This window comes from Mangrovibacter sp. MFB070, assembly GCF_000705335.1.
Taxonomy (GTDB): domain Bacteria; phylum Pseudomonadota; class Gammaproteobacteria; order Enterobacterales; family Enterobacteriaceae; genus Mangrovibacter; species Mangrovibacter plantisponsor.
In genome coordinates this window covers 24,702-41,322 of the sequence record NZ_JJMI01000018.1, presented here as the reverse complement: position 1 = coordinate 41,322, position 16,621 = coordinate 24,702, and the positions used below count along the sequence as shown (strand labels likewise).

Here is a 16,621-nt window from a genome sequence, read left to right as displayed (position 1 = left end):
AATTAAAGGAGAATGGCATTAATGAAATTTTTCATCCGCGGGTTACGCGGGTTGAGCAGAATCTCTTCTGGTGCGCCCTGCTCAATAATCTGGCCTTCATCCATAAACACCACCTGGTTGGCAACCTCGCGGGCAAAGCCCATTTCGTGGGTCACCACCAGCATTGTTGTGCCCTCCTGCGCCAGTTGACGCATGACAGCCAACACTTCCCCCACCATTTCGGGATCCAGTGCCGAAGTGGGTTCATCGAACAGCATCAGTTTTGGTTTCATGGCCAGTGCCCGGGCAATGGCAACGCGCTGCTGTTGCCCGCCAGAGAGCGACTGCGGGTAGGCGTGTGCTTTGTTTGCCAAACCAACCCGCTCCAGCAATGCCATTGCTTCTTCAGTTGCTTCGCGTTTTGGGCGCAATAACACATTGCATGGGCCTTCAGTGATATTCTCCAGCGCAGTTTTATGGGGAAATAAGTTAAAGCGCTGGAAAACCATGCCGGTATGCAGGCGCTGGCGGGCAATTTGTTTGTCACTGAGCGGGTACAGCTTATCGCCCGCAATGCGATAGCCAGCCAATTCGTTGTCTATCCAGATCCCGCCCCTGTCCACCTTTTCAAGCTGGTTAATACAACGCAGAAAGGTACTTTTCCCTGAACCAGATGGCCCGAGAATGCACATCACCTCGCCGTAATTCACCTCCAGACTGACATCTTTCAGCGCGTGGAACTGGTCAAAATATTTGTTCACCTTCATGGCACGAACAATGTTTCTCATGAGGCTCTCCAGTTACTGGCGGCGGCGATGACCGCGGGAGAAATAACGCTCCAGTTGGCTTTGGCCAAAAGAGAGCACCGTGACAATCATCAGATACCAAATACCAGCCACAAACAGCAGCTCCATCACACGTGCGTTAGCGAAGTAGATGTTTTGCGTGTTGTAGAGCAATTCGGAGTACTGAATCATGCTCGCCAGACTGGTCGTTTTGATCATGCTGATAAATTCATTACCAATTGGCGGCAGAATAACTCGCATCGCCTGGGGCAAAATAATGCGGCGTAAAGCCTGCAGGCGCGGCATGCCAATAGATTTCGCCGCTTCATACTGGCCAATATCCACAGACAGCAAACCGGCACGAACCACTTCGGAAGTATACGCTCCCTGGTTGATACTCAGCCCCAGCAAAGCGGCCAGAAATGGTGTCATTACGTGTACGGTTTGCACACTGAACAGGCCGGGTATGGAAATCACCGGGAATACCAGTGCGAGGTTGAACCACAGCAGTAATTGCAGAATCAGTGGAGTGCCACGAAAAATCCAGGCATAGACCACTGCGATGTAATGCAACACCGGGTTGGGCGACATATACATAATTGCCGCCACCACACCAAAAACCACGCCCAGCATCATGGCCAGAATCGACATAATCAGGGTGTTCATCACCCCCTGAAGAATGGCTTTGGCAGTAAAAAACTGCCCGACATAGCGCCATTCAATATTGCCGTGGGCAAAAGCATTCACCAGCATTGCCACCAGGAGCAAAATCACAACCGAGGCAGTAATTCGCCCGTAGTAACGGCGCGGGACGACCTGGTATTTATCCAGGTCATACTGTGTGCGGCTGTTATGCGCCGGTGATGATGTTGCAAGCGGGGTTGATTGTTCCATCCTGCCTCCTTCAGGCTCGCGGCCCTGTGTAATCCCGGGTCCAGCGCAACTGGGATTCAGTCAGTGTTTGCAGGCGGGCTAACTGCTGTTCAACACAGTGCGGCGCGGTGCCACCGAAACCGTGGCGGGCAGCTAATGCCGCTACCAGAGTCAGGGCATCACGAACGTCAGGCGTCAGGCGCTCATCTACCGATTGCAGTTGGGCATCGCTCAGCGCATCCAGCCCGCACTGCTGTTGTTCGCACAGTTGTACCAGTTGCCCGGTAATTTCATGGGCATGCTTAAATGGCACCCCGCGCATTGCCAGCCAGTCCGCCACCTCCGTTGCCAGGGTGAAGCCTTCTGGCGCCTGCTGCGCCATTCTTTGTGTATCGAATTTCAGGGTGGCAACCATGCCAGACATGGCAGGCAGAACCAGTAACAGGGTCTCTACCGCATCAATGACATTGCGCTTGTCATCACTTAAATCCCGGTTGTAGGAGAGTGGCATCGCTTTCATGGTGGTCAGTAATGCCATCAGGTTTCCGACCAGGCGACCACTGCGCCCACGCGTCAGCTCGGCAATATCCGGGTTTTTCTTTTGCGGCATAATCGAGCTGCCCGTGGCATAGCTGTCATCCAGTTCAACCCAACGGAACTGGCGAGATGACCAGAGGCAGACTTCCTCGCACAAACGCGACAGGTTGACGGCTATCATGGCAGTCACAAACAAGAATTCCGCGGCAAAATCACGGCTGGCAACGGCATCAATGGAGTTCTCACAGGCTGCGATATACCCCAGTTCCTGCGCTGCAAGCTCCGGTTGGCGGGCAATAGCGGAACCAGCCATGGCCGCAGCGCCCAGAGGGCAGTATGCACTGCGCTGATCCCAGTCCTGCATACGTGAAATATCCCGGGCGAAAGACTGAGCGTGAGCCAGTAACTGGTGTCCAAAAACAATGGGCTGAGCCTGCTGAAGGTGGGTAAAACCTGGAGCAACACTGTTAAGATGCTGGGCTGCCTGCCCCATCAGAGCCTGTTGTAACTCCAGCAATGCACTGGCTACACGGCGCCCGTTATCCCGCAGGTAGAGACGCAAATCATTCACTGTCTGGTCATTACGAGACCGGCCTGCGCGTAACTTGCCGCCCAATTCCCCCAGGCGTTCAACCAGTACACGTTCAATAAATGTATGAACGTCTTCATCCGCAATAATCGGTGAAACCAGCCCGGCACGAAAATCCTGGTCCAGCTTATCAATCGCCACCAGCATGGCTGATAACTCTTCAGCACTGAGCAACCCGGCTCTTTCCAGCTCTCTGGCATGGGCCCGGCACCCGGCGAGATCGTAAGGAGCCAGTGAGAAATAGTGCTCTGGGCTGCGTGATAACGCACTCAGGCTCGCGGCTGGGGCGGATTTAAAACGCGCTCCCCAAAGGCGCTCTGCATTTTCAGACATGCTGTTTCCCTTTCAAGACGGCGATAAATGATTTCGTTTCCGGTAATAATAAAAACTTATTTTTACAATCACTGGAAAACTTAATTCATTTCATGTTCACTGTACTTTTACCGCAATATTTACGGAGTTAAATAGTAAAAATGGAAAGTAAAGTTTCTCATTATGGAAACATGGCAAGTCCGGGCAATGGAAACAGCGCGATGAATCGTAATGACGGAACAACACTTTCATTAAATAACATCGACCTTAAATTACTGCGTGTTTTTAAATGTGTGGTTGAAGCCGGGGGAATGACGGCGGCCAGCCATGAACTGAATATTGGCCTTGCCGCAATTAGCAAACAGGTTTCCGACCTTGAAATACGCCTTGGGATGACCTTATGCAGCCGCGGGCGCGAAGGCTTTGAATTGACTGAATATGGCGTAAACGTATACCAGGCAACACTGGAACTCTTTGTTTCACTTAATACTTTCCGCGAGAGGGTTCACAGCAGCCGCAATGAAGTTCTTGGAGATATCGCAATTAGCGTGGTTGATAATACTATTTCAGACACTCAATCACCTGTCACCAAAGCGGTGCAACAATTGCACCAGAATGCACCAAAAGTAAATATCCGCCTGCAGACATCACAATTAGAAGATATAGAAAGAGGTATTAGCGAGGGGCGTTTTCATTGTGGAATTGGCCCTGTATATGAAAAAAAAGAAGCCTTTGAATATTTTCTTTTATATCATGAAACCTCGAAAATTTATTGTTCATCATCTCACCCACTATTTAATAAAGAAGCGGAAAATAACGTTTCTATTGACACAATAAAACAACAAAAAATGATTAATCACATGTATGTTTCACACCGCGATACCAGTGGTCTCCTGCCGGTTCACGACACAAAAATACAGGCTGTTCAGGTAGAGTCAGTTGCTATGCTAATATTAACCGGGCACTTTATTGGTTACCTCCCGGAACATTATGCGCAAAGCTATATTGATCGGGGCTTACTGCAGGCACTCAGTAATGAAAAGCTGGTGGCAGAAACACCTTTTTACCTGATGCTGAAAAAAGGGAAAAAAATTAACCCGGTGATTAATTTATTTATGCAGGCATTAGCCATCAATGAGGCTGCGGTTGCATCATTATGAGGCAACACGCTTATACAAATGAGCCTGTGACGTGCCAACGGGCATAAAAAAACCCTGTGATTCGGGCTTTACGCCTCCACCATCAGGGTTGTTAACCGGCAATCAATCAGACTTCGATATCCACCATATCGCCTTTTTCCTGCAACCAGTTACGGCGGTCTTCAGAACGTTTTTTCGCCAATAACATATCCATCATTGACTGGGTACGCTCTTCATCGTCATCGCTAATGGTTAACTGCACCAGGCGGCGGGTATTGGGATCCAGCGTCGTTTCACGTAACTGTAGCGGGTTCATTTCACCCAGCCCTTTAAAGCGCTGAACGTTTGGTTTACCGCGTTTACGCTTAAGCTGCTCCATGACACCGTCTTTTTCTTCGTCAGTCAGGGCGTAATAAACTTCTTTACCCAGGTCGATACGATACAGCGGTGGCATTGCCACATACACATGGCCTGCTTTCACCAGCGGGCGGAAATGGCGCACAAACAGCGCACACAGCAATGTAGCAATGTGCAGCCCATCGGAGTCTGCATCCGCCAGGATACAAATCTTACCGTAGCGCAGTTGGGTTAAATCGTCGCTGTCGGGATCAATACCAATGGCGACGGAAATATCATGCACTTCCTGGGAGCCCAGCACTTCGTCTGAAGACACTTCCCAGGTGTTCAGGATCTTACCTTTCAAAGGCATGATGGCCTGGTACTCACGGTCGCGAGCCTGTTTTGCCGAACCACCTGCGGAATCCCCTTCCACCAGAAAAAGCTCGGTACGATGCAAATCCTGGGCGGTACAGTCTGCCAGCTTACCAGGCAGGGCCGGGCCACTGGTCAGTTTCTTACGCACAACTTTCTTGGCTGCTCTCAGACGGCGCTGCGCGCTGGCAATCGCCAGTTCAGCCAGTTGTTCTGCCGCCTGCACGTTCTGGTTCAGCCACAAGCTGAAAGCATCTTTTACCACACCAGAGACAAATGCCGCACACTGGCGCGATGACAGGCGTTCTTTGGTCTGCCCGGCAAACTGCGGATCCTGCATTTTGACAGACAGAACGTAAGCACAGCGTTCCCAAATATCGTCAGCAGATAATTTCACACCACGCGGCAAAATATTGCGGAATTCACAAAACTCGCGGATACCATCCAGCAGCCCCTGGCGCAGACCGTTAACATGAGTCCCGCCCAGCATAGTAGGGATCAGGTTGACATAGCTTTCAGTGAGCAGTTCACCACCTTCCGGCAACCACAGCAGTGCCCAGTCAACGGCTTCGGCTTCACCAGAAAAGTTACCCACAAATGGTTTTTCCGGAAGTGTCACCAGACCATTAACAGCTTCACACAGGTAGTCTGTCAGGCCATCCTGGTAGCACCAACGCTGTTCGGTGTTGTTCACTTCATCGCGGAAAGTGATTTCAACGCCCGGGCACAGTACTGCTTTCGCTTTCAGCAAATGCGACAGGCGAGAAACAGAGAAGCGCGGACTGTCGAAAAATTGTTCATCAGGCCAGAAATGCACGCTGGTACCGGTATTACGTTTACCGCAGGTCCCTGTCACATGCAGTTCTTCAACTTTATCGCCATTTTCAAACGCAATGCCATACACCTGGCCATCGCGTTTAACTGTGACTTCAACCCGTTTGGATAACGCGTTGACAACCGAGATACCCACCCCGTGTAACCCACCAGAGAACTGGTAGTTTTTATTGGAGAATTTCCCCCCGGCGTGTAAACGGCACAGGATAAGCTCAACCGCCGGAACACCTTCTTCCGGGTGAATATCGACAGGCATACCACGCCCGTCATCAATGACTTCCAGCGACTGATCCGCATGGAGAATTACGTCAACTTTTTTGGCATGGCCTGCCAGCGCTTCATCCACGCTGTTATCAATAACCTCCTGACCAAGGTGGTTAGGGCGCGTGGTGTCCGTGTACATTCCCGGGCGACGGCGAACCGGCTCAAGCCCGGTAAGTACCTCAATGGCATCAGCGTTATAGGATTGCGTCATGGTTTTTCGCTGCTCAACTAAGGAAGAAGATACCTGGTACTAACTCAGCCCCAGGAAATCAATAATCTGTGTGAAATGATGCTCAAAGCCGGTGAATGCATGATTACCGCCTTCTTCAATATGCTGGCGGCAAGGGGCGTAATAAGCCACTGCCTGGCGGTAATCCAGCACTTCATCACCCGTTTGCTGCAACAACCAAAGTAAATCGGGTGCTTCCAGCGGGTCAACCTGCATGACTTTGAGATCATAAATATGGCGAGACTCTAGCACATATTGCTGGCCGGTGTATGGGTTCTCATTGTTTCCCAGAAAATCTGCCAGTAATTCAAAAGGGCGTACAGCCGGATTCACAACCACGGCAGGCAACATAAAACATTGCGACAACCAGGTGGCGTAGTACCCACCTAATGATGAACCCACAATGCCCATGTGTTCCCCTCCTCTGGCCATCACAATAGATTCAAGCATTTCTGCGGCATCGGCCGGGTAAGGAGGTAACTGAGGGATAACCATGGTGATGTCAGGATGATGTTCAGCCAGCCAGTTTTTCATACTGGTGGCTTTAGCAGAACGTGGTGAGCTGTTGAAACCATGGAGATAAAGAAGAGTGGCCATTAATAACCTTCAGAATCAGTATCGGGGCTGAAAGCACTGCCCGACAAACGACAAACTTCAGTTGTCAACGAACCATCAGGGTGCAGTGTTATCCAGCGCCATCCCGGAGCAATCGTGTCCAGCGTAAAATTGGCGCAATGTGGCTTGAACTGCACGCAAGTAGACGGTGTGGCCATCATCCGGCGCCCATTCCAGTCTACATCCATTTCCTGGTGGATATGCCCGCACAGCAAGTGTTTCACTCCGGCATAACGTTGCAACACATCATCAAGTGCCTGAGCATTGCGCAGGCTGTGTTGATCAAGCCAGCTGCACCCGGCAGGCAGAGGGTGGTGATGCAACAGCAACAAAGTTTGCCGGTCAGGGTTTTCAGCCAGTTTTTTTTCCAGCCACTCAAGCTGGTATTCGCTCAGTTCACCATGGGGCACACCGAAAACCTGGCTATCAAGCAGCACAATCTGCCAGCTTTTCCCTGCCAGTACCTGCTTTGAAGACGAAATACCCGATTCTTTCAGCGAGCTGAACATTGCGGGTTGAAAATCATGATTACCAGGCAGCCAGACACAAGGCGCCGCCAACGAAGAAACCCCTTCAGCGAAGTGCTGATAGGCTTCGTTGCTCTGGTCCTGTGCTAAATCCCCGGTGGCAACTATCAGGTCACACGGGCGGGCCTCTTTGTGGATAGCCGCCAGCACTGCCCGGTAGCTTGACCAGGTGTTAACGCCCAACAGCGTTTCATCTTTCCCGGCAAATAAATGGGTGTCAGTAATTTGTAGTATCCTGATACTGGCTTCATCAGCAGCAGGTATTGTCAACAGGCTTTCCAAATGGTGTCCTTAGGTTTCACGACGCTAACAAACCGGAATCGCCATCGCTCCATGCGCTAAACAGTAACGTAGCCAATCGGCAAGGAACTGGTTAATTTGATGTTTTTCGTCGCGTTGATGCAACTTTTTATTAGGATAATCATAACGTGCTTTAAAACGGAAGATCTGCTGACTTGAACACACTTCAGCAACCATGGCGTCATGATAGAGCCTGACGGACATGGAAGGAAGACTCCAGTATGTTACAGAGGGTAGCGTTTGTTCAATCTCAACCAGCGTAGTGTAGCGAGTTGATTCAAGAATCGTTAACCGATACTGAGCACTATTGACCTGGTAGCTGATTTTTTCACCGATTGCGTCAACAGGTGGCAGCAACCGGCGCAACTGGGCGAAGTTGGTTTCGCACAAACGCATCATCTCAGGGAAATCAGGTGTATAGCGCTTCATTGTCATGCGTTCCACTCTTGTCGTAATTGTTGATAATGCAACTGCAGCCATTGCAAGGCGATGACAGATGCGGCGTTGTCGATTTTCCCTTCCTCGACTAATTGGTAAGCAGTTTCCCGGCTGACGACATGAACGCGGATATCTTCATTTTCTTCCGCCAGGCCGTGGATCCCGGTAGCTGTCGTTGCATCCACTTCTCCGACCAGAATAGACAAACGTTCACTGGTTCCGCCAGGGCTTGCCAGGTAACTTAATACTGGCCGGGTACGTTTCACATGCAACCCGGCCTCTTCTTCTGCTTCACGGCGCACTACATCTTCCGGCGACTCGCCCGGTTCAATCATGCCGGCAACCATTTCCAGCAGCCATGGGGTTTCACTGGTATCAAAAGCAGCAATTCGAATTTGCTCGATAATCACCACTTCATCACGCACAGGATCGTAGGGCAACAGTACTGCAGCATGCCCACGCTCGAAAATTTCCCGCCGAACTTCTTCGCTCATTCCACCATTGAACATACGGTGACGAAAACGCCAGACATCGAGCGAAAAAAAACCACGCCAAACTGTTTCCCGTGCAATAATTTCTACATCGTTTTTTGTAAACGTTGTGATGTTTTTGTTTTCTATAGCCATCAGTAAACCTGCTTGAATAGTGATTGATTTCTTGATTTCAATCCATCAGGAATGTTGTTTCAACCACTCTGTGGTAGATTGATGAATTTTCAGGGCAGATGGCACTTAACGCCAAGACGTTGTCAAAGCTGAACCTGCTAAAATTGGCGATCCTTTTTGGCATCAGTCAGCGCTATTACACACAATTTCTGCTTCACAACAAGGAATGCAAATGAAGAAACTGCTCCCCACACTTATTGGTCTGAGCTTTGTCGCGTTCAGTACCATGAGCCAGGCAGAAAACCTGTTGCAGGTTTATCAGCAGGCACGTATCAGTAACCCTGACCTGCGTAAATCCGCAGCTGATCGCGACGCGGCATTTGAGAAAATCAATGAATCACGCAGCCCATTATTACCTCAACTGGGTCTGGGAGCCGACTATACCTATAACAACGGCTACCGTGACAACGATGGCATTAACTCCAATGCCACCAGTGCGTCCTTACAGCTTACGCAAGTTATTTTCGATATGTCAAAATGGCGTGCGCTGACCATTCAGGAAAAAACGGCAGGAATACAGGATGTCTCCTACCAGTCTGACGAACAGACTCTGATCCTTAATACCGCAACAGCTTATTTTAACGTATTGAGCGCTATCGATTCGTTGTCATACGTTGAAGCGGAAAAACAATCTATTTACCGTCAGCTTGACCAAACTACCCAGCGTTTTAATGTCGGCCTGGTGGCGATTACTGACGTACAAAACGCCCGTGCTCAATACGACAGCGTTCTGGCTAATGAAGTCACCGCCCGTAACAATTTGGATAATGCACTGGAATCTTTGCGCCAGATTACCGGCAATTTCTACCCTGAACTGGCATCCGTCAATGTTGCGGACATGAAAGTCAACAAACCTCAGGCTGTTCAGAACCTGCTCAAAGAAGCGGAAAACCGTAACCTGTCTTTGTTGCAGGCTCGTTTGAACCAGGATCTGGCTCGTGAGCAAATTCGCTACTACCAGACCGGCCATATGCCGACACTGAATCTGACCGCGTCCAGTAGTGTTTCCAACACCAAATACGATGGTCACAACGCTGTTGGTTCAAGCTATGCAGACAGAGACATCGGCCAGAACTCTGTTGGCCTGAGCTTCTCTTTACCGCTCTACAGCGGTGGGTCTGTCACTTCACAGGTGAAACAGGCACAATATAACTTTGTGGGTGCCAGCGAGTCGCTGGAAAGCGCTCACCGCAGTGTTGTGCAAACCACCCGTTCAGCCTGGAACAACATCAATGCATCCATTAGCAGCATCAATGCCTACAAACAGGCAGTTGTTTCTGCGCAAAGCTCACTGGATGCAATGGAAGCCGGTTACTCTGTCGGCACCCGTACTATTGTTGATGTTCTGGATGCAACATCCACGCTGTATAGCGCCAAGCAGGAGCTTTCCAGCGCGCGTTATAACTACTTGATTAATACTCTGACACTGAAATCTGCTCTGGGTACGTTGAACCAGCAGGACTTAGTCACACTGAACAGTGAACTGAGCAAACCGGTTTCGACTTCACCTGAAAGCATTGCGCCGGATAATGTGCAACAGGACGCAAGTGCAGATGGTTACAGTGACACTGCTGTACAGAAAACAGCCAGCAGAACCACCAGCAGCAGCAAAAAAATGCTGAGCCACTAACTGGCCGTTTTGTTTTCCCCGAGAGAGCCTTTTGGCTCTCTTTTTTTTGCTAAACGTAAGGCTTCGTAAAGAAGCCTCCACAGTTCTGCACATTGCTTCAAATATAATCAGTGTTCCTCTATTCTTGGCACTCCAAGTAATACCTACCACTGGGCCAGGAAAAGAATGATGAAAAGGACCAAAACAATACAACTCTCCGCCTTTCGCAAAAGCTGGAATGCGCGGCATTTAACGCCTGTAGCTCTGGCTGTCACGGCGGCATTCTTACTCGCAGGCTGTGAAAAAAGCGATGAGACCGTAAAACTTTACCAAAATGCAGATGATTGCAGCGCTGCCAACCCGGGTGAAAGCCAGCAGTGTACAACAGCCTATAACAACGCTCTGAAAGAAGCTGAACGTACTGCACCTAAATACGCCACCCGCGAAGACTGTATTGCCGAGTTTGGTGAAGGGCAATGCCAGCCTGCGCCATCTCAGGCCAGTGTGGCAGGTGATAACCAGGCACAGGCCCAGTCAGGAGGGAGTTTCTGGATGCCGTTAATGGCCGGCTACATGATGGGCCGAATGATGGGCGGCTCTTACGCTCAACAGCCACTATTCAGTTCAAAAAACCCTTCCAGCCCGGCTTATGGCCGCTACACAGATGCCAGCGGTAAAAACTATGGTGCCGCAACACCTGGGCGCACGATGACAGTTCCCAAAACAGCGATGGCACCAAAACCAGCAACCACCAGCACAATTACTCGTGGTGGTTTTGGTGAAAGCGTAGCCAAACAAACTTCTATGCAACGCTCCAGTACCAGTGGCACAACGCGTCGTACAATGGGTGGTTAATTCATGAAACGTCTGCCTATTACCGAACGCCCAGGCTGGCAGGATAAAGCCCGTGAATTTGGCTTCAACTTTCACACCATGTATGGCGAACCCTACTGGTGTGAAGACGCGTATTACCAGTTCTCTCTGGCGGAAATTGAAAAGCTGGAAGATGTTACTGCTGAATTACACCAGTTGTGCCTGAAAGCCGTAGAACGCGTGGTTGCCAGTGATGCTTTGATGGATAAATTTTGCATCCCGCGCCATACCCGGGATTTCGTACGCCAAAGCTGGGCAACCCGCCAGCCATCGCTCTACTCCAGGCTGGACCTTGCCTGGGGTGGCACCGGGGAACCTAAGCTACTGGAAAACAATGCCGACACCCCAACCTCACTATATGAAGCTGCGTTTTTCCAGTGGATCTGGCTGGAAGATCAAATCAACGCCGGTAACCTGCCAGCGGGAAGTGATCAGTTCAACAGCCTGCAAGAACAGCTAATCGAGCGTTTTCGTGTATTGCACGAGCAGCACGGCTTCAATTTACTGCACATGGCCTGCTGCCAGGACAGTATTGAAGACCGTGGCACGGTGCAGTATCTCCAGGACTGCGCGGCCGAAGCCGGGCTCCCGACCGAATTCCTGTTTATGGACCAAATTGGGCTGGGCGAGAAAGGCCAGTTTACTGATATGCAGGATCAGGTCATCAGCAACTTGTTCAAGCTCTACCCGTGGGAGTTCATGCTGCGGGAGATGTTTTCGACAAAACTGGAAGATGCTGGTGTGCGCTGGCTGGAACCGGCCTGGAAGAGTATTTTATCTAACAAAGCGTTACTGCCATTGCTGTGGGAAATGTTTCCAGGCCACCCAAACCTTTTACCCGCCTGGTTTGCCGCAGATGATCATCCCGCCATGGAGAGCTACGTGGTGAAACCCATTTTCTCCCGTGAAGGTGCCAATATTCAGATTATCGAACACGGGAAAGAAATAGCCCGGGCAGATGGGCCATATGGTGAAGAAGGTATGATTGTCCAGCAATACCACCCGTTACCCAGGTTTGGCGACAGCTATACGCTAATTGGATCCTGGCTTATTAATGATCAACCCGCCGGGATCGGTATTCGGGAAGACAGAGCGCTGATCACGCAAGATCTTTCGCGCTTTTACCCACACAGCTTCACACCTGAATAAATACTGCACGCGCCTGGTAACCAGGCGCGGTCTTACTCAGTATTCATCTGGCTCTGACACAGCACTGTATGGCAACGCGGTTATGCGCCAACCTGCACAGAAAGCATACTCAGAGAGCCCATTTCAATCCCTTCGGTGACGATACTCACCGGCTCTTCGCCATCCCATGCCCCCAGAATATACAACAGTGGCAGGTAGTGGTCTGGTGTTGGGCAAGAAAGCTGAGCGCCTGAGTGGTCCATATAGTTAACCAACGGGTGGTTTTGCGCTTCACCTTTCCAGGTCAAATTATCGCGAACATACTGGTCAAAGGCGGTTGCCCAGGGATAAGCCTCACTCCCCCCCTGCCAGCGAACAGTACGCAGGTTGTGTACAACGTTGCCGCTACCAATCAGCAGGATACCTTCATCACGCAGTGCTGCCAGCTTACGGCCCATTTCATAATGCCAGGCCGGTGGTTGGGTGGCATCAATACTCAACTGCACCATAGGGATATCGGCATCAGGGTACATTTTGATAACCACTCCCCATGAACCGTGGTCAAAACCCCATGCACTGTCATCTTTAATTACGGCGGCAGGAGCCAGTATATCCACTAAGTGCTGAGCTAAATCCGGTGCGCCAGGCGCCGGGTATTGTGTATCGAACAGTTCCTGCGGAAACCCGCCAAAATCATGAATAGTTTTTGGATTAGGCATTGCTGTAACGCCAGTACCCCGTGTGTACCAGTGAGCAGAAACCACTACCATCGCTTTCGGGCGAGGCAGTGTTTTACCCAGTTGCTGCCAGGAACGAGTAAACACGTTATCTTCAAGCACATTCATTGGGCTGCCATGACCAACAAACAGCGCAGGCATACGTGAGGTGTTCATCATTATATCCTTAATTACCGTGTCAGATTACTTACTGCCAGATTACGGCTTTTAGCCTGCAAATAAACGCAGATAACCATGATGATGATCATCAGAAATTTTGAATGTATTGTTATGTAAAACGCAGTCCCGGCCCTCGACACTCTGTGTAACCAAATGTATAAATGATAATTATTATCAAAGGAGAGTGCTATGTCCGTACCGCTGGTTCTGACTCTGTTAGCGGGTAGTTCGACATTTATTGGCGCATTTTTAGGGATAATAGGCCAAAAACCTTCTAACCGCCTGCTGGCATTCGCACTGGGATTTGCCGCAGGTATTATGCTGTTAATCTCCCTGATGGAAATGCTGCCTGCAGCTCTGGATACACCTAATATGTCGCCATTGTTGGGTTACGGTATGTTTATCGCCGGGCTGACTGGCTACTTTGCTCTTGATCGCGCGCTGCCCCATGCCCACCCGCAGGACCTGATGGATGGCAGTATCAACACCAGGAAATTGCGGCGCACAGCCTTGTTACTCACTTTAGGGATTAGTCTGCACAACTTTCCTGAAGGAATAGCGACATTCGTAACCGCCAGCAGCAATATTGAATTGGGGCTGGGTATTGCACTCGCTGTCGCGCTGCATAATATTCCAGAAGGGCTGGCGGTTTCCGCTCCGGTATATGCCGCAACAGGTTCGAAGCGCAAAGCATTACTGTGGGCAGGCTTATCCGGTATGGCAGAAATTCTGGGGGGGATCCTTGCCTGGTTGCTGCTCGGTAGTATGGTCTCACCTGTGGTGATGGCCGCAGTAATGGCAGCGGTTGCCGGTATTATGGTGGCGTTGTCCGTAGATGAACTGATGCCACTGGCAAAAGAGATTGACCCGCAAAATAACCCCAGTTATGGCGTATTGTGCGGCATGGCTGTAATGGGATTAAGCCTGAGCGCATTACAAAGTTTAGGGCTGGGTTAACTCCCGGCGTGTTCATTGTGCGCGATTAGCCTGGTAGTAGCTGGTAATGATACCAGGCAATCGCACAAAAAAACCGAATGGAAGCGGGAAACTAAATACATATTTAACTCGGTTTTTCCACAATCATTTATTGAAATATTTAACTTCGTCACATAAAATAAAATATCTGGTATTATATAACGCACCAATACCGTTATATGGGTTACCAGTTCCCCATAGATAGATAGTTACCCACCATCCATCCTCTGGATAATAATCAAACAAAAAACACTAAAAAAACCAATTAAAGTTTAATGCAATTAAAGTAATTAAAAATCTGTAAAAATGAGGACTACAATCGGGGCTAAATTAAACCGTTACACCCCTACATCATACGCCAGACGTATATTTACATGGTGATATTTTCTCTTATGCGCCGTGGCAGTATGGTCGTCCCTGGAGCATTCAGATGTTAAAAAAAAATTCTGTATATACCCCATATACTGGGGCTATGTTGCTGGAAAACCCTTTATTAAATAAAGGCCTGGCATTTTCTCATGAAGAGCGTATTGCATTAAATTTAATTGGCCTGTTGCCGGAACAAGTCGAAACCATCACTGAACAAACTGACCGTGCATGGTCCCAGTTTAATCACTTTAAACGCGACCTCTCCCGCCATATTTATTTGCGAAATATCCAGGATACTAACGAAACATTATTCTATAACCTGCTGCGTGCACACCTTGAAGAGATGATGCCCATCATCTATACCCCTACAGTGGGTGAGGCCTGTGAACACTTCTCTGATATCTACCGCCGCGCCCGCGGGTTATTTATTTCCTGGCCAGATCGCCACCGTATTGATGACATGCTGCAAAACTTTTCCCGTCATGACATAAAAGTCATTGTTGTCACCGATGGCGAACGTATTCTCGGCCTGGGTGACCAGGGGATCGGCGGCATGGGGATCCCTATCGGTAAATTATCGCTGTACACCGCCTGTGGTGGCATTGACCCGGCATCCACATTGCCGATTATGCTCGATGTGGGCACAAACAACGCCCAGCGCCTGGACGATCCGCTGTATATGGGCTGGCGCCACCCGCGAATCACGGATGGTGAATACCGTGAATTTATGGATATGTTTATCAATGCCGTGAAAGAGCGCTGGCCAAACGTTCTGCTGCAATTTGAAGACTTTGCTCAGAATAATGCCACACAATTACTGAACCGTTACCGTGACGAGTTGTGCTGCTTCAACGACGATATTCAGGGCACCGCCGCAGTGGCATTAGGTACACTGATTGCCGGTTCACAGGCTAAAGGTTCAACACTGCGTGACCAGCGTATTGCCTTCCTGGGTGCGGGTTCCGCTGGTTGCGGTATTGCGGAAACGATCATTGCACGTATGGTGGCAGATGGCGCCAGTGAAGAAGAAGCACGTTCACGAGTCTTCATGGTAGACCGTTTTGGCCTGTTGACCGACGACATGCCCAACCTGCGGGATTTCCAACACCGCCTGGTTACCAACCGGGAAAAAGTGCAGGGCTGGGGTAATGAAGCCGGAACAATTTCCCTGATGGATGTAGTCAGCCACGCTAAACCCACTGTGTTAATTGGCGTCTCCGGGCAACCCGGGTTATTCAGTGAAGAAATCGTCAAAGAGATGTATCGCCACTGCCCGCATCCCATTATTATGCCGTTGTCTAACCCAACATCACGCGCGGAAGCCAAACCACAGGACTTAATTGCCTGGACTGAAGGTGCAGCACTGGTTGCTACCGGGAGCCCGTTCCCACCGGTATGCTACCAGGATAATATTTACGATATCGCCCAGTGTAACAATGCCTATATTTTCCCGGGCCTGGGGCTGGGCATTCTGGCGGCGAAAGCTCGCCGTGTCACAGATGGTATGTTGCTGGCGGCAAGCCAGACACTGGCAGACCACTCACCGCTGGTACAGACCGAGCGCGGTAAGTTACTGCCTCCGATTGAAGAAATCGAACAGGTTTCCCGGGCAATAGCGCTGTCTGTGGCTAAAGCCGCACAGCAGGATGGTGTTGCGCCACAAATGGATGACAATGCTATTCTTGCCGCTATTGATAAAACATTCTGGAAAGCAGAATACCAGCCTTATAAACACGCGGCATTTTAATTTATTTTTCTTGCCTGTGCATAATGCGCCATTTATTGGCGCATTTTTTATTTCTCACATCTATTCCCACCATCAGCCATTGATAAATAGTCTTCCACCACAAAAACACGCACTGGTTACTTTATTAAATTTAATCAGGCTTTAGTAATTAATGTTAGCCCTTTGCTGTGACTAATGTCACTCACAAGAAAACCCAGTAACTATATATTCAGTTCACCATAACGATT

At 49.8% G+C, this 16,621-nt stretch carries 15 protein-coding genes; 6 read left to right on the top strand and 9 right to left on the bottom strand.

Annotated elements, in window-relative coordinates:
- Positions 1–2 precede the first annotated feature (2 nt).
- Genes DT73_RS06250 through argH form a run of 3 tightly spaced genes read right to left on the bottom strand, consistent with a single transcriptional unit; the run spans position 3 to position 3,096 of the window.
- Entirely contained in the window at positions 3–767 is a 765-nt protein-coding gene (locus DT73_RS06250; RefSeq protein WP_036105682.1) for an amino acid ABC transporter ATP-binding protein, read from the bottom strand.
- A 12-nt stretch (positions 768–779) separates the two neighbouring features.
- On the bottom strand, positions 780–1,658 hold the full coding sequence (locus tag DT73_RS06245) for an amino acid ABC transporter permease (RefSeq protein ID WP_036105678.1): 879 nt from the start codon (positions 1,656–1,658) through the stop codon (positions 780–782).
- Between the two features lie 10 nt (positions 1,659–1,668).
- Positions 1,669–3,096 carry an argininosuccinate lyase gene (gene argH, locus DT73_RS06240; RefSeq protein WP_036105675.1) on the bottom strand — a complete coding sequence of 476 codons (1,428 nt, stop codon included), beginning with the start codon at positions 3,094–3,096 and terminating at the stop codon, positions 1,669–1,671.
- A gap of 140 nt (positions 3,097–3,236) precedes the next feature.
- Here argH and DT73_RS06235 point away from each other — a divergent pair, with 140 nt between their 5' ends.
- Positions 3,237–4,235: a LysR family transcriptional regulator gene (locus DT73_RS06235; protein WP_036105672.1), complete on the top strand. Its 999-nt coding sequence runs from the start codon at positions 3,237–3,239 to the stop codon at positions 4,233–4,235.
- A gap of 106 nt (positions 4,236–4,341) precedes the next feature.
- Here the strand turns inward: DT73_RS06235 and parE are convergent, their stop codons facing one another.
- The 5 genes from parE to nudF are packed head-to-tail and all read right to left on the bottom strand — an operon-like array spanning position 4,342 to position 8,758.
- The gene (gene parE, locus DT73_RS06230; protein ID WP_036105669.1) at positions 4,342–6,234 is read right to left on the bottom strand and encodes a DNA topoisomerase IV subunit B; all 1,893 of its coding nucleotides are present in this window, start codon (positions 6,232–6,234) and stop codon (positions 4,342–4,344) included.
- A gap of 39 nt (positions 6,235–6,273) precedes the next feature.
- Positions 6,274–6,849: an esterase YqiA gene (yqiA, locus tag DT73_RS06225; protein ID WP_036105667.1), complete on the bottom strand. Its 576-nt coding sequence runs from the start codon at positions 6,847–6,849 to the stop codon at positions 6,274–6,276.
- Entirely contained in the window at positions 6,849–7,676 is an 828-nt protein-coding gene (gene cpdA / locus DT73_RS06220) for a 3',5'-cyclic-AMP phosphodiesterase (RefSeq protein WP_036105664.1), read from the bottom strand. The genes yqiA and cpdA overlap by 1 nt, the downstream gene beginning before the upstream one ends.
- A 24-nt stretch (positions 7,677–7,700) precedes the next feature.
- The gene (locus DT73_RS06215; protein WP_036105661.1) at positions 7,701–8,123 is read right to left on the bottom strand and encodes a DUF1249 family protein; all 423 of its coding nucleotides are present in this window, start codon (positions 8,121–8,123) and stop codon (positions 7,701–7,703) included.
- A 2-nt stretch (positions 8,124–8,125) separates the two neighbouring features.
- Entirely contained in the window at positions 8,126–8,758 is a 633-nt protein-coding gene (gene nudF / locus DT73_RS06210; protein ID WP_036105658.1) for an ADP-ribose diphosphatase, read from the bottom strand.
- A 211-nt stretch (positions 8,759–8,969) separates the two neighbouring features.
- On the opposite strand from nudF, the gene tolC reads away from it, so the two are divergent.
- From tolC to DT73_RS06195, 3 genes are all read left to right on the top strand, one after another.
- Complete coding sequence (tolC, locus tag DT73_RS06205; protein ID WP_036105656.1) at positions 8,970–10,427, top strand: outer membrane channel protein TolC; 1,458 nt, start codon at positions 8,970–8,972, stop codon at positions 10,425–10,427.
- Positions 10,428–10,595: 168 nt separating this feature from the next.
- Positions 10,596–11,261 (top strand): DUF1190 family protein, encoded by a 666-nt coding sequence (locus DT73_RS06200; protein WP_036105652.1) that lies wholly within the window; start codon positions 10,596–10,598, stop codon positions 11,259–11,261.
- Positions 11,262–11,264: 3 nt separating this feature from the next.
- The gene (locus DT73_RS06195; RefSeq protein ID WP_036105649.1) at positions 11,265–12,428 is read left to right on the top strand and encodes a glutathionylspermidine synthase family protein; all 1,164 of its coding nucleotides are present in this window, start codon (positions 11,265–11,267) and stop codon (positions 12,426–12,428) included.
- A gap of 80 nt (positions 12,429–12,508) precedes the next feature.
- On the opposite strand, the gene ygiD is transcribed toward DT73_RS06195, so the two are convergent.
- Entirely contained in the window at positions 12,509–13,300 is a 792-nt protein-coding gene (gene ygiD, locus DT73_RS06190; RefSeq protein ID WP_036105645.1) for a 4,5-DOPA dioxygenase extradiol, read from the bottom strand.
- 192 nt (positions 13,301–13,492) lie between these two features.
- Between ygiD and zupT the strand changes: the two genes are divergently transcribed.
- Both zupT and DT73_RS06180 read left to right on the top strand, forming a co-directional pair.
- The gene (gene zupT / locus DT73_RS06185) at positions 13,493–14,260 is read left to right on the top strand and encodes a zinc transporter ZupT (protein ID WP_036105642.1); all 768 of its coding nucleotides are present in this window, start codon (positions 13,493–13,495) and stop codon (positions 14,258–14,260) included.
- A 448-nt stretch (positions 14,261–14,708) separates the two neighbouring features.
- Positions 14,709–16,394: an NAD-dependent malic enzyme gene (locus tag DT73_RS06180; RefSeq protein ID WP_036105640.1), complete on the top strand. Its 1,686-nt coding sequence runs from the start codon at positions 14,709–14,711 to the stop codon at positions 16,392–16,394.
- Positions 16,395–16,621: the final 227 nt, after the last annotated feature.

Excerpts from the sequence above, each read along its gene's own strand:
- DT73_RS06250 (WP_036105682.1), bottom strand. The coding sequence starts at position 767 with ATGAGAAACATTGTTCGTGCCATGAAGGTGAACAAATATTTTGACCAG.
- DT73_RS06245 (WP_036105678.1), bottom strand. The coding sequence starts at position 1,658 with ATGGAACAATCAACCCCGCTTGCAACATCATCACCGGCGCATAACAGC.
- argH (WP_036105675.1), bottom strand. The coding sequence starts at position 3,096 with ATGTCTGAAAATGCAGAGCGCCTTTGGGGAGCGCGTTTTAAATCCGCC.
- DT73_RS06235 (WP_036105672.1), top strand. The coding sequence starts at position 3,237 with ATGGAAAGTAAAGTTTCTCATTATGGAAACATGGCAAGTCCGGGCAAT.
- parE (WP_036105669.1), bottom strand. The coding sequence starts at position 6,234 with ATGACGCAATCCTATAACGCTGATGCCATTGAGGTACTTACCGGGCTT.
- yqiA (WP_036105667.1), bottom strand. The coding sequence starts at position 6,849 with ATGGCCACTCTTCTTTATCTCCATGGTTTCAACAGCTCACCACGTTCT.
- DT73_RS06215 (WP_036105661.1), bottom strand. The coding sequence starts at position 8,123 with ATGAAGCGCTATACACCTGATTTCCCTGAGATGATGCGTTTGTGCGAA.
- nudF (WP_036105658.1), bottom strand. The coding sequence starts at position 8,758 with ATGGCTATAGAAAACAAAAACATCACAACGTTTACAAAAAACGATGTA.
- tolC (WP_036105656.1), top strand. The coding sequence starts at position 8,970 with ATGAAGAAACTGCTCCCCACACTTATTGGTCTGAGCTTTGTCGCGTTC.
- DT73_RS06200 (WP_036105652.1), top strand. The coding sequence starts at position 10,596 with ATGAAAAGGACCAAAACAATACAACTCTCCGCCTTTCGCAAAAGCTGG.
- DT73_RS06195 (WP_036105649.1), top strand. The coding sequence starts at position 11,265 with ATGAAACGTCTGCCTATTACCGAACGCCCAGGCTGGCAGGATAAAGCC.
- ygiD (WP_036105645.1), bottom strand. The coding sequence starts at position 13,300 with ATGAACACCTCACGTATGCCTGCGCTGTTTGTTGGTCATGGCAGCCCA.
- zupT (WP_036105642.1), top strand. The coding sequence starts at position 13,493 with ATGTCCGTACCGCTGGTTCTGACTCTGTTAGCGGGTAGTTCGACATTT.
- DT73_RS06180 (WP_036105640.1), top strand. The coding sequence starts at position 14,709 with ATGTTAAAAAAAAATTCTGTATATACCCCATATACTGGGGCTATGTTG.